The 13611-nt window shown below is 70.8% G+C and carries 7 protein-coding genes; 2 read left to right on the forward strand and 5 right to left on the reverse strand.

Annotation, left to right across the window (positions count from 1 at the left end; genetic code table 11):
• The first annotated feature begins 16 nt into the window (after positions 1 to 16).
• On the forward strand, positions 17 to 4732 hold the full coding sequence (locus OV090_RS28330; RefSeq protein ID WP_267707746.1) for an NAD-glutamate dehydrogenase domain-containing protein: 4716 nt from the start codon (positions 17 to 19) through the stop codon (positions 4730 to 4732).
• A 408-nt stretch (positions 4733 to 5140) separates the two neighbouring features.
• Positions 5141 to 6127 carry a ribulose phosphate epimerase gene (locus OV090_RS28335; RefSeq protein ID WP_267707747.1) on the forward strand — a complete coding sequence of 329 codons (987 nt, stop codon included), beginning with the start codon at positions 5141 to 5143 and terminating at the stop codon, positions 6125 to 6127.
• Between the two features lie 303 nt (positions 6128 to 6430).
• Here the strand turns inward: OV090_RS28335 and OV090_RS28340 are convergent, their stop codons facing one another.
• From OV090_RS28340 to OV090_RS28360, 5 genes are all read right to left on the reverse strand, one after another.
• Entirely contained in the window at positions 6431 to 7522 is a 1092-nt protein-coding gene (locus tag OV090_RS28340; protein WP_267707748.1) for a tetratricopeptide repeat protein, read from the reverse strand.
• Positions 7523 to 7604: 82 nt separating this feature from the next.
• On the reverse strand, positions 7605 to 10214 hold the full coding sequence (locus OV090_RS28345) for a penicillin acylase family protein (RefSeq protein ID WP_267707749.1): 2610 nt from the start codon (positions 10212 to 10214) through the stop codon (positions 7605 to 7607).
• Between the two features lie 130 nt (positions 10215 to 10344).
• Positions 10345 to 12099 (reverse strand): thiamine pyrophosphate-binding protein, encoded by a 1755-nt coding sequence (locus OV090_RS28350; RefSeq protein ID WP_267707750.1) that lies wholly within the window; start codon positions 12097 to 12099, stop codon positions 10345 to 10347.
• A 43-nt stretch (positions 12100 to 12142) separates the two neighbouring features.
• Complete coding sequence (locus tag OV090_RS28355; RefSeq protein WP_346660430.1) at positions 12143 to 12541, reverse strand: PaaI family thioesterase; 399 nt, start codon at positions 12539 to 12541, stop codon at positions 12143 to 12145.
• Positions 12542 to 12566: 25 nt separating this feature from the next.
• Positions 12567 to 13595 carry a vWA domain-containing protein gene (locus tag OV090_RS28360; RefSeq protein ID WP_267707752.1) on the reverse strand — a complete coding sequence of 343 codons (1029 nt, stop codon included), beginning with the start codon at positions 13593 to 13595 and terminating at the stop codon, positions 12567 to 12569.
• Positions 13596 to 13611 lie beyond the last annotated feature (16 nt).

Here is a 13611-nt window from a genome sequence, read left to right on the forward strand (position 1 = left end):
CGGAGAGTTGCCGCCGATGGCGACGCAAAAACTGAGCAACCAGCGGATCCACGAGGTACAGCAGGTCCTCGCCTCGTACGTCCCCAAGCTGCCCGGGACCGACGTCAACCTCCTGGCGGCCCTCTGCAAGGCGGTGTTGACCTCGGTCGACCTCCGAGACATCCGGCGGGTGGCGAGCGCCGAGCTCGTCGAGCAGCTCGAGCAGGTCCTGAGCACGATCAAGACCCGCGGCCGCGGCGAGATCAACTCCGTCGTGCGCCGGCACGACGACAGCGTCGTCCTCGAGAGCTGCCTCGAAGACCAGCCGTTCCTGGTGTCCTCGCTGCGCGCGCTGTTCGGCGCGGAGCGGCTCGAGATCGCCAGCCTGATGAACGCGGTCATCAAGGTCCGGCGCGACTCCGCCGGCAACCTGACCAGCATCGGCATGGGCGCGCCGGAGTCGGTGATCCGCGTCGAGCTCGACCCCGGCCAACATGTCCCCGAGGACATCGAGGACCGCTTCCGCACCCGCCTGCGGATCGTGCAGGCGATGGTGCGCGACTTCCAGCCGATGAAGCGCCGGCTGCAGGACCTCGCCGACGACTACCTGCGGGCCGCCAACGCCGAGAGCAACGATCGCAGCCTGACCCTGCGGGAGACCGAGGGCATGGTCCGCTGGCTGTGCGAGGAGAACCTCGTCCTGCTGGGCATCGAGGAGTACGACGAGCAGGGCCACCGGATCTCGACGCTCGGCACCGCCTCCGTCAACCTCAGCGAGCGCGACGCCGATCGCTTCGCCGCCTACGCCCGCGACCTCGATCGCACCGTCCGCTACCACCGCAGCAACGAGGAGTCGCCGGTCCACCGCAGCGGCAAGCCCGGCCACTTCGTCGTCACCCGCGTAGGTCGCGACGGCCAGCCCGTCGGCACCTGCCTGATCAACGGCCTCTTCACCTACAAGGCGCTGCACACCCCGCCGGAGGAGATCCCGTTCCTGCGCGTCATGCTGCGCAAGCTGCTGACCGAGCGCAGCGTCTCGATCGACAGCCACCGCGGCAAGAGCCTGACCAACGCCTTCAACTCGCTGCCGCTCGAGTACCTGCTGACCCAGAGCGAGGACAGCATCTGGGAGCTCACCGACCGCGTGCTGCGGGCCGAGGTCGAGGGCGGCTCCGACGTCCACATCAACGTCGGCGAGGACGGCCGGTTCGTGTTCGCCTTCGTCAGCCTCCCGCGCGAGCAGTTCAACGACGAGCTGCGGCTGCAGGTGCAGGAGAAGCTGCAGCGCGAGTTCGGGGCGACCTACTCCGACTTCGGCGTCTACATGGATCGCTACGACAACGCGATCATCCACTACTACATGACCGGCCCGACCCCGTTCGCGGCCGTCGACACCGAGCGCGTGCGCAGCGAGGTGCTCGCGCTGGCCAAGGGCTGGAACGAGCGCCTGCGCGAGGCGCTGTCCGAGCTCGCCCCGCCCGACCAGGTCGAGGAGCTGTTCGAGCTGTACCACGGCGCCTTCAGCGAGGAGCACAAGCGCCGCGCCGGCGACCAGCGGCTGCTCGGCGACCTGCGCTGCATCGAGAACATCCGCCGCGGCGCCGAGTTCGACTTCGACCTCTACGTCTCGGTCACCGGCGATCACCCGGGCAGCCTCAACCTGCGCGTGTTCAGCCGCAAGGCGATGAACCTCAGCGACGAGCTGCCGCTGATCGGCAGCTTCGGCTTCAAGGTCGTCGACGAGTACGCGCGTCCGGTCCACATCGCTCACACGACCCCGTTCGAGCTCGACAACTACCGCCTCGACGTCCGCCCCGAGCGGATCCCCGCGGTCATGAGCCGCGCCGACGAGATCCGCACCACCCTGCGCCAGGTCTACGCCGGCACGATGGGCCGCGACTCGCTCAACCAGCTGATCGTGGCGACGACGATGACCGCGCTCGAGGTCGAGCTCCTGCGCGCCTACGTCGCCTACCTCCACCAGGTCCGCTGCCCGTTCACCTCGGCGCTGATCCGGCAGACGCTGATCGCCTACCCGACCGTCGCCTCAGCGCTGGTCTCGTGGCTCGACGCCCGCTACGACCCGACCAGCGCCAGCCCGCAGCTGGCCGAGGTCACCGACAAGACCCTCGAGGCCGAGCTGCGCGACGTCGCCGACTACACCGCCGACCGCGTGCTGCGGGCCGTCGCCGACGTCGTCCGCGCCACGCTGCGCACCAACGCGTTCGTCATCGCGACGACCGAGGGCGCGCGCCGTGATCAGACCCCGGCGATGGCGTTCAAGTTCGACGGCCAGCGCGTCCCGTTCGGCCCCGATCCCAAGCCGCTGCGCGAGATCTTCATCTACCACCCCGACTTCGAGGGCGTGCACCTCCGCGGCGGCCGCGTCGCCCGCGGCGGCATCCGCTTCTCCGATCGGCCGGACGACTTCCGCACCGAGATCCACGGCCTCATGGCCACGCAGATGGTCAAGAACGTGCTGATCGTGCCGGTCGGCGCCAAGGGTGGCTTCGTGCTGCGCCAGGCCCCGACCGACCGCAACGAGCTGCGCGCCGCCGGCGACCGCTACTACCAGCTCTTCGTCGAGGCGCTGCTGTCGGTCACCGACAACGTCGTCGGCGGCGAGGTCATCACCCCGCCGGGCATCCTCCACACCGAGGGCCCCGACCCGTACCTCGTCGTCGCCGCCGACAAGGGCACCGCGCACCTGTCGGACACCGCCAACAGCGTCAGCATGAGCCACAAGTTCTGGCTCGACGACGCGTTCGCCTCGGGCGGCTCGAACGGCTACGACCACAAGGCCACCGGCATCACCGCCCGCGGCGCGTGGGAGACCACCAAGCGGAACTTCCGCGAGATGGGCATCGACCCCGAGGCCGACGTCATCACGGCGATCGGCGTCGGCGACATGAGCGGCGACGTGTTCGGCAACGGCCTGCTGCGCAGCCGCACCATCAAGCTGCTGGCGGCCTTCAACCACGCCCACGTCTTCATCGACCCGACGCCTGACCCCGAGGTCAGCTTCGGCGAGCGCGAGCGGCTGTTCGTCCTGCCGCGCTCGCAGTGGTCCGACTACGACCCCGCCAAGCTCAGCCCCGGCGGCGCCGTGTTCCCGCGCAACGCCAAGTCGCTCGACCTGTCGCCGGAGGCGCGCCAGCTGCTCGGCTTCTCGCCGACACAGGTCGTGTCGGGCGAGGAGGCGATCCGCGCCATCCTGCTGCTCAAGGTCGACCTGTGCTGGATGGGCGGCATCGGCACCTACGTGAAGAGCAAGGAGGAGACCCACGCCGACGTCGGCGACAAGGCCAACGACGCGGTGCGGGTCAACGCCAACCAGCTGCGCTTCCGCGTCATGTCCGAGGGCGCCAACCTGGCGATCACCGACCGCGGTCGCCCGGCCTTCGCCCGCATCGGCGGCCAGAACTACACCTCGTTCCTCGACAACTCCGGCGGCGTCGACACCTCGGACCACGAGGTCAACATCAAGATCCTGTTCGCGCCGCTGCTGGCGAGCGGCAAGGTCACCCGCGAGCGCCGCAACGAGGTCCTCAAGGCCGCCACCACCGAGGTGTGCGACATGGTGCTGGCCAACAACCGCTCGCAGAGCCGCATGGTCAGCTACGACGTCCGCCGCTCGAAGGTCGACGTCTACCGCTACGCCCGCACGCTGTCGTACCTCGTGCAGCACGTGCCGTTCAACCCGGACACCTTCGCCCTGCCGACCGAGGACGAGCTGGCCAACCGCGCGCGCAAGGGCATCGGCCTGTTCAAGGCCGACGCCTCGGCGCTGTGCGCCTACGCCAAGATGCTGGTCTACCGCGTGCTCCTCGACGGCGAGCCGCTGTCCGAGGGCCTCGTCGACCGCATGGTCCGCGAGTACTTCCCGGCCGCGATCGTCGAGGCCGCCGAAGGCGCCGTGAAGAGCCACCTGCTGCGCCGCGAGATCGCGACCACGATGGTCGTCAACCGGATCGTCGACAACGCCGGCGCGACCTTCTTCCCCGAGCTCATGACGAGCACCAGCCGGCCCGCGCACGCGATCGCCGAGGCGTACATGACCGCGTCGGCGGCCGGCGACGTCGACGCGCTCCGCCGCGACCTCTACGCCAGCGAGGACAAGAACCGCCAGGAGGCCATCTACCGGGCCATGCATGTGGTCGAGGCCGCGCTCGAGGAGACCACTGTGGTCCTGCTCGAGGGCGACGCCTACACGACCGTCGATCAGCGCACCATCGACCGCGCCCGCGACCTGCTCGACCACGTCGAGCACGCCCTGCCGGCCAGCCAGATCCCGCAGCTGCACGCCCGCGCGCACGAGTTCGAGTCGGCCGGCTTCGCGCCGGCGCTGGCCGGGCGCCTGGCGCGCATCGAGCACCTCACGGGGGCGCTGTCGTCGCTGCGGGTCGCCGCCGAGACGGGCCGTGATCCGCTCGACGTGCTCCGCCTCCGCCTGCAGGTGGCCGCCGACATGCACCTCCGCGCCCTCCAGGACGCGCTGGCGCGCATGGTCTACCAGTCGCCGTGGGACGGGCCGGCGGCCAAGGCGCTGTCGCGGCAGCTGCATGGCCACCTCGGGCGCCTCGTGCAGGCGGTCGACGGCGACGACGTGGGCGGCATGATCGGCCGCCTCGGCCTCGACAGCATCCGCCGCCAGGGCGCTGCCATGATCGAAGGCGGCGTCACCATCCCCGGCATCGTCCTGTTCGACGACCACCTGCGGCGCCAGCTCCTGACCGTGGACCTCCGCAAGTAGTCGCGCGCTTCCGGGAGAGCGATCTCCGGAGAAATCAACGGCCCGGCGGCAGACCCGCTGGGCCGTTGTCGTGTCCGGCAGCCGTCCGGCGCGCCCTTGCCCCAACCCGATCGACGTTTGCGCCCCTGGTCCGGGCCGTCACGGCGCCTGAAACAATCCTCGTCCCCCGGCAATTGTTCGGCGGAAACGTGTGACGGAGTGAGCGACAGCCACTCATACGCAGGCATGCGAAGCCAATTAGCCAGTTGCGCTTGTTCCGTAGGCTATGCCATGCTGGCGGCCAAGGACATGAGGTTCGGCGGGTAAGGACTCGTCTCAGAGCGACCTCAACCGCCAAACCCAACATGCGCGTGCCTCGCACACCGTAGGCTGCGCGCCGACAGCTCCAAATCGACTCACGAGGGACCCATGAAGAAGTTCAGCTTGGTTTCTAGCCTGCTCTGTACCGCGCTGGTGTTCGGCTGCGGCGATGACGGCAAGCCCGGAGCTACGGGCGCCACCAACCCGACCACGAACAGCTCCAACGGTAGCAACTCGGGCGACGGGACCGACAGCGAGACCTCGACCGGCAGCGCCAGCGACACCGACAGCACGCCGGGGACCACGACGACCGCCAGCTCGCCGGGCACCACCCCGACCACCGACGGCCCGACCAGCGACACCACCGCGGGCACCGACACGACGGACGGCACCTTCATCACGCCGGCCGACGGCGGCGGCGGGACCAAGGAGTGCGACCCGTGGACCCAGGACTGCCCGCCCGGCGAGAAGTGCATGCCCTACTCGGGCGACGGCGACAACTCGTGGGAGTCGCTGAAGTGCACGCCGGTCATGGAGAACCCCGGCCAGACCGGTGACCCGTGCACCGTCGAGGGCAGCGGCGTCAGCGGCATCGACAGCTGCGAGGTCGGCCACATGTGTTGGAACACCGACCCGGACACCGGCGAGGGCACCTGCGTCCGCTTCTGCACCGGCTCGCCCGACGCCCCGACCTGCGACGTCCCCGGCACCGCGTGCACGATCGTCAACGACGGCGTGCTCATCCTCTGCCTGCCCTCGTGCGACCCGCTGCTGCAGAACTGCCCCGGCGGCGACCTCTGCATCCCGAACCCGCAGAACTCCGACAGCTTCATCTGCGTGCTCGACGCCTCGGGCGAAGAGGGCCAGGAGTTCGACGTGTGCGAGTACGCCAACGCGTGCGACCCGGGCCTGTACTGCTTCAACTCGGAGCTCGCCACCGAGTGCGACCCGAACGCGGCCGGCTGCTGCCTCCCGTTCTGCGACCTCACGGCGGCCGAGTGCACCGGCGCCAACGCCGAGTGCCTCGCCCTGTACGAGGAGGGCATGGCCCCTCCCGGACTCGAGAACGTCGGCTTCTGCGGCCTCCCGCAGTGAGCCCCGGCGGGCCCCTGCCCGCCCCCGCCGTCGCAGCCGCCTTCCCTTCGGGGAGGCGGCTGTGCCGCTTTCTGCGGCGTATGTTCGCACATGTGCTCAGGGACATGCTGCCTCGGCCATGTCCTGCGCGACATGACCGATACGGCATGTCTGAACAGTCAGCCACGCGCGCAGCGGTACGCCCGCGAGCGCCGCAGGCACGAGCCGCCGGCCCACGACGCCTCGTCCGTCAGGCCGTCCCGTCCGTGACCCGCCGCTCACCCGAGTCGTTCGTCGCGGCCCCTACGGGCTACGGACGTCGCGTCACTTGCCGCAGCTGCCGAGGGCGGCCTTGGCCTGAGCCAGCGCGTCCGGCTTGGGGCTCTTGGCGGTGAACGCCTTGAGGGCCTCCTTGGCCGGCTTGCACTGCTTGGCCTGGGCCAGCGCGCCGATCTTGCGGATGTGCGCCGACGCCAGCTCGGGCTTGAGGCTCAGCGCCTTGTCGAGCTTGGCCAGCGCGCCGTCGGGCCCGTCGAGCCGCCCGAGCTTGGCCAGCGCGGCCCCCCACTCGCTCCACACGACCGCCTGATCGGGCAGCCGCGCCGCCAGGTCGGCCAGGTGCACCAGCGCCTCGTCGGCGCGCTCGAGCTTGACCAGCGCGCGCGCCAGGCCGAGCTTGGCGTCGTTGTCGTCGGGGCGCTTCTGCAGCGCGACCGAGAACTCGACCTGGGCCTCGCGGACCTTGTCGGCCTCCATCAACAGGTGCCCGAGGGTGCGCCGCACCTCCGCGTCGTCCGGCGCCAGCGAGGCCGCCTTGGTGGCGGCGGCCAGCGCCTCGTCGCGCTTGCCGAGGTCGCGATCGACCTGCGCCAGCAGGAACAGCACGTCGACGTCCTCGGGCGCGAGGCGGTTGGCCTCGACGAGCGCCGCGGCGGCGCGCTCGTTCTGCCCCTGGGACCGTGCGGCCCGGCCGAGGTTGTAGTGCGCGTCGGGGAAGTCGGGCTTGGCCGCGATCGCGGCCTCGAACGCGGCGACGGCCTCGTCGAATCGACCGCTGTCGAGGGCGACGGCGCCGATGCCGTTGTGCGCCGGGTAGAACTTCGGGTCGATGCGCACCGCCTCTTTCCACGCGGCGACCGCCTCGTCGCCGCGGCCGGCCTGCTGCAGGGCGATGCCGCGGGCGTAGTGCAGCTCGGGGTCGGCTGGCTTTTTGGCCAGGGCCGCGTCGAGCACCGCGATCGCCTCGGCGGTCTTGCCCGCGTGCATCAGCTGCGCGCTGCGCTCGACCGGCGGCGCCTCGGGCACGCTCTCGTCGTCGCCGGCGGCGTCCGGCGGCGTCGACTCGGTCGGGCCCTTCGGGGTACACGCCAGCAGCGCGCCGGCGACGAGGATGCGGAGTGTCCGGGGGAACGACACGGCGGGACTATACCCGCATTCCCCCGCGCCTGGTCCACCCGCGGCGCGCACGCCGGCGCGCACACAGGGGCGCAGGCGACCATCACGGCTCGAGCGTGACCGTCTCCCGGGTGGCGGCCTCGACCTCGTGCCGGCGGTACGGATAGTGGTGGTAGCGGTCCTCGATCCAGTCCTGCAGCGTGTCGGCGAAGTGCGGACTGGTCGGATCGGCGCTGTTGCCGGGCGGGAAGTTGACGACCGCCTGCGGCACCCCCTCACCGTCGAAGCCGGTGACGACCCGGAAGACCGCGCCGTCGTTCGACTCGAACTGCGGCCGCACGTCGGTCGACTCCGGCTCGAAGAACGAGCTGCCCGAGACGTTGACGGTGTCCTCGCCGCCGTCGGTCGGGTGCCAGCCGCCGTCGAGCTCGCCGCCGAAGGCGTTGCGGAAGCCGGTGCCGTGACGGTCGCCCCAGTGGTAGCGGTGCGGCGCCACCGACCCGAACTCGCCCGTCAACCAGTCGGACGCGTCGACCAGCGCCTCCATCACCAGCACGTCGCGGCCCTCCTGCATCAGCTCGTTGGCGTTGGGGTACATGCCCGTGGCCGCCAGCGCGGCGAACTTGAGCGCGTACACCGGCGACGCGTCCATGATGGCGTTGAACACCAGCGACAGGTCGTCCTCGAGGATCCGCTGGACCAGGAAGTGGGCGAACGCGTGGAACGCCAGCGCGCCCGCCTCCTGGCGGTCCATCCGCCGGGTCCACTGCTTGGTCAGCAGGTCGTTCAGCACCTCGAGGTCCTTGCGCCCGCGGTAGGCCAGCAGCGTGTCGTCGGTCGCGACCTTGGCGTACACCTCGGCGAGCACCGGCAGCATCTTGTCGGCGACCAGGCTGTGCGTGTCGGACTGGATCGACTGCATGTCGGCGACCGTGACCTTGCCGGCCTGCGTCAGCTCGTGCAGCCGCTGCTCGACCCGCCCCGCGCGGTAGCCCGGGTCGTAGAAGGCGCCGTAGTACCAGGGGTCGTTGCTGAGGTCACCGTCGCCCGTGAAGCCCCACGGGTCGTTGTTGGCGGTGACGATGAAGCCGGTCTGCGGCGCGCGGCTGCGCGGCAGTTGGTCGCCCGGCAGGAACTTGCCGTTCCACACGTACGCCGGGTCGTCGCCGTCGACCACGCGGATCGGCATCGGCCGGCCCGCCGGCGCCCCGCGGTCGGGCACGTTGGTGTTGAGGTGATAGGTGATGCCCGTCGCGTCGGCGGCCATCCAGTTGAAGGTGCCGACCTCGATCATGTCGACCGCCTTCTCCCACTCGTCGATCGACTGCGCCTTGCCCATCCGCAGGAACGCGCGCGCCTCGTTGGTGGCGCGGAAGCCGGTCCAGTTGATCAGCAGCCGGCGGTCGGCGTTGACCACCAGCGCCGGGTCGAGCGGCAAGGCGTCGCCGACCAGCACCCCGTAGCCCTCGACGTCGCCGACGCGGAAGCTGCGGTCGCCCATGCCCGCGACCTTGATGACCTCGTCGCGCCAGGCCACCGGCGCCGTCTTGCCGCCGATGTCGATCGTCGCCTGGTCGGGCGCCAGCTTGACCGAGTAGAGGTCCATGCAGTCGGCGAAGCCGGTGGTCGCGGCCCAGTGGATCTTGTGGTTGTGTCCGAGCTGCACCCCGGGCACCCCGGCGAAGCCGAAGCCCGCGACGTCGAACTTGCCGCCGGCGTCGGCGCTGTTGAGGTGGACCGCGTACATCACCGACGGGCTCTGCAGCGGCTGGTGCGGGTCGTTGGCGATCAGCGGCTTGCCGCTGGCGGTGAACCGCCCGTCGACCGCCCAGTTGTTGCTGCCGACCACGCGGAAGCCCGACAGCGCGTCGTGCATGCGCCGCAGCGAGGCCTTGGCGTCCGGCGGCAGGCTGAGGGCTGGCTCTTGGGACCTGTTCTTTGCGACCTCTCCTGAAGTCCTGCTCGGCAGGGCCCCGCTCGGCGCCGGCGCGGTCCCGGCCGCGGGCCGGTCCTCCGGCGGCACCGTGTAGGTCTCCCAGCCCGGCCGCGGCAGCTGCACCACCTCGAGCACGGCGGGCACGAAGCGGGTCACGACGGTGGCGAGGAACTCGTACTCGAGCACGTTCGAGTTGCCGAAGCTGACCATCTTGCCGATCACCAGCCCGTCGACCGGGTCCCACGGCTCGGGCGAGTAGTTCAGCTCCGCCTTGCCGAACCCGTACGGCAGCGGCGCGGCGCCGGAGTTGATCTCCTCGATGCGGCGGTTGACGCCGGCCGTCCAGGCGACGAACAGGTGGTACTCCTCCGGGCTCTCCTTCTTGAGGCGCTCGGCGTCGAGCCGGCCCCAGCGCGGGAAGTCGAACAGCCGCGAGATCCGGTCCTCGTCGACCTTGCCCGCGCCCAGCACCTCGGCCCCGCGCCCGTACGCCCGCCGCCGCATCAGGTCCATCTGGAACAGGCGATCGACCGCGACCTGGTAGCCCGCGGCGAAGAACACGTCGGCGTCGGTCTGGCCGTAGATGTGCGGCACGCCGCGGTCGTCGATGTGGATGTCGACCGGCGCCGACAGCTCCGAGAACACCTCCGGATCGCCCTCGAAGCCGGTGTCGTCCGTGTCCTCGGTGTCGCCCGGCGCACCCGATTCGGCGGCTTTACAGGCGGCGAGCAACGAGACGAGCAGCGCGCGAGTCACAGGGGCGAGGCGGACGAGCATGGCCTGAACTCTTCCGCAGGTCGGTGCGCACAGCAAGCCCCGCGCGCCAGGCCCCGCTGCTCCGAGTCCTCGCGCCGGCGTGCGTCACACGACGCATGAAGCAGTTCTCATGCGCGAGCCCCGGCGGGCTTCACATCGACAGGGAGCCCTTGCGGAAGTCCGTGCCCGCGAGGTGAGCGTTGATCAGCACCGGCTTGCCGGCCTTGGCCGCCGCCTTGGCCTCGGCGATCACGGCGTCGACGGCGGCGGCCTCGCGGATCTCGAGCCCGACCGCCCCGAAGCCGGCCGCGGCGCGGTGATAGTCGGTGCGCGCCAGCTCGGTGCCGACGGCGTCGCCGAGGATCTCGACCTGTTCGCGGGCGATCTGGGCCCAGCAGGCGTCGTTGCCGACCACCGCGATGACGGGCACCTTGTGACGGACGAAGGTGTCGAACTCGCTCAAGCTGTAGCCGACCGACCCGTCGCCGTAGAAGATCCACGTCTCGGCCTCGGGGCGCACGAGCCCCGCCCCCAGCGCGAAGCCGGCGCCGACGCCGAGCGTGCCGAACACCCCCGGATCGAGCCACGACAGCGGCGCGCGCGGCCGGACGATGTACGAGGCCGTGGCCACGAAGTCGCCGCCGTCGGCGACGAGCTGGCTGCGGTCGTCGAGCGCCGCCTCGATCCGGCGGCACAGGTGCAGCGGGTTGACGAGCGCCTCCGGCTCGGTCGATGCGCCGTCGGCCTGGGTCGCTATGTCCTTGTCGCGCGCGTCGTCGGCGGCCCGCAGCTTGGCCACCCAGGCCGAGCGGTCACGGACCTGGCCCGCGGCCGCCAGCCGGCCCGCGAGGCCCTGCAGGAACCGCCCGGCGTCGGCCAGCACCGGCACGTCGGGGCTGCGGTTCTTCTGCATCTCCTCTTCGCTGCGGTTGGCGGCGATCAGCACCGCCTTGCGACTGATGTTCTGGCCGTAGTCGAGGCGGAAGTCGCACGGCACGCCGGCGAGGACCACCAGGTCGGCCTGCTTGAGCGCAGCCTTGCGGGCGTGCCGCATCTGCAGCGGGTGGCCCGCGCCGAGCAGGCCGCGGGCCATGCCCGAGAGATAGACCGGCGCGCCGATCGCCTCGAGCGCGGAGGCGATCCCGCGCGCCTCGCCCGGGATGCTCAGCGCCTGGCTGCCGACCACGATCACCGGCCGCTCGGCGCGCGCGAACGCCTCCGCGGCCGCGCGCAGCTCGTCGCGGGCCAGCGTCGGCGGCGGCACCGGGCGCGGCGTCTGGGGCCGCGCGTCGTCGGCCCCGGCGAACATGCGCCACGTGTGGAAGCCGAGGTACGTCGCCAGCGCGCGCTCGCCGAGGCTGGGCGCCTGGCCGGGCTTGGTCTTGGCCACGTACCAGCTCTTCACCACGTCCTCGCCGTACAGCAGGTCGACCGGGCACTCGAGGAACACCGGCCCCGGCACGCCCTCCTGAGCCACGCGGAACGCCTCCTCGAGCATGGGCACCAGCTCGCGGACCCGCTTGGCCGCGTGGGCCCACTTCACGTGCGGCCGCATCAGCGCCATCTGGTCGATGTCCTGCAGCGCCCCGCGGCCCTTGAGCACCGTCGCCGCCGCCCCGCCGAGCACGATCACCGGCGACTGCGCCAGCTGGGCGTTCTTCACCGCGGTGATCGTGTTGGTGAGCCCCGGCCCGGCCGTGACCGCCGCCACCCCGGGCACGCCGGTGATGCGCGCGACCGCGTCGGCGGCGAACACCGCGTTGACCTCGTGGCGGGTGTCGACGACGCGGATCCCGCGGCGCTTGGCGCCGACCAGGATCGGCGAGATGTGTCCGCCGCACAGCGTGAACAGGAACTGCACGCCGTGTCGGCGCAGCACCTCGGCGATCCGGTCTCCTCCGTCCATCGTGGGCTCCTTCTCCAGTTAGGTCCGTCTCGTTGCCAGAACTTCAGCCGGCCAGCACGTGCTTGTCGAGGACGAAGCACGCGAACTCGCCGGTGAACACCACCTCGCCGCCGGCCTCGCGCACGACCTCGACCGTGACCATGCGCTTTCGGCCATGTTCGATCGAACATGTCCCGCGGGCCAGCACAGCCTCGCCGACCCGCACCGGCTTGAGGAACTTGACCGTCGCCGCGCCGAGCACGACGTTGGGGTCGTTCACCGCCAGCATCGCCGCGTAGTCGGCGGCGCCGAACACGAAGCCGCCGTGGCACAGGCCGTGGTCGTCGACGGCCATCACCGGCGTGGCGACCAGCCGCACCTCGGCGCGCCCGGGCGCGACCGTCACCGGCGCGCCGCACAGGCTGGGATCGATCCGCGGGTGAGTGGCGATCGCCGCGTCCATCATCGCCCGCGCTTATAGCACGGCCTCACATCGGGATGTACTGCTCGCACAGGCTGTCCTCGACCGACTGGTTGATCGCCGCGGACAGGCTGAGCTGGCCCCCGTACACGTCGTTGATGTTGAACGCCCCGCCGTCGGTGGCCTGCGGGATCGGGGTCTTCCCTTGGTAGGGCGTGAAAAAGCCCATGCTCACGTCCTCGTTGTTGCCCGGCCCGCCGGTCATGTCGTTGTCGACGAAGCTGAACACGCGGATCTCGCGCTCCTGCAGCCCGAGCACCGTCTCGTCGTAGCTGTGCTGGACAATCTCGCCGCTCTGGTTGGCGCCCTTGTCCCCGAACGTGTCGTCGGTGGTGTGGATGATCATCCGCAGCGTCGACTCGGTCGGCCGCCACTGGAACCCGTACGCCGCCAGGTACAGGCCGTCGATCGTGTTCTCCGGCCAGTCGCCGTTCGAGCCGTTGCCGTCGGTCTGCGAGTTGCTCTGGGTGAACGTGCTCCACTCGATGAAGTCGGCCTGCAGCGAGGCCGCGTCGGCGTACGGCGTCCCGTTGTTGATGATCGTCGCGTCGTCGACGAACACCACCAGGCCGTAGCTCGGCTGCGTATCCACGTCGAGCGCCGCGATCGCCTGATCGACCACCAGGATCTCGTCGGCCAGCTTCTGCAAGATCGCCGACATCGACGTCGACACGTCCATCACGAACACGATGTCGATGTTGACCTTGCACATGTCGCCGCCCTCGGTCGTCGTCTCCCACCAGCCGGTGTCGGTACTCTCGCTGGTGGTGAACGGCGACGTCGTCGTCGAGGTCGTCGACGTCGCGGTCGCCGTCGGATCGGGCCCTGTGGTCGGCTCCGGCCCCGAGGTGCTCACGGCCCCCGACGACCCGGTCTGCCCGTCGGTGCTGTCGCTCGCGTCGCTGCTGCCCTCGGAGGCGCTGCCCGTCGCGCTCGGATCGATCGTCGACGCGCCCGCGGGCGACTGGGTCGTCGGCGCCGTGGCGGACACGTTGCTCGTATCGCCGCCGGACTCGCCGCAGGCCGAGAGCACCACGCCAGCGAAGACACAG

This window comes from Nannocystis sp. RBIL2, from assembly GCF_026626745.1.
Classification (GTDB): Bacteria; Myxococcota_A; Polyangia; order Nannocystales; family Nannocystaceae; genus Nannocystis.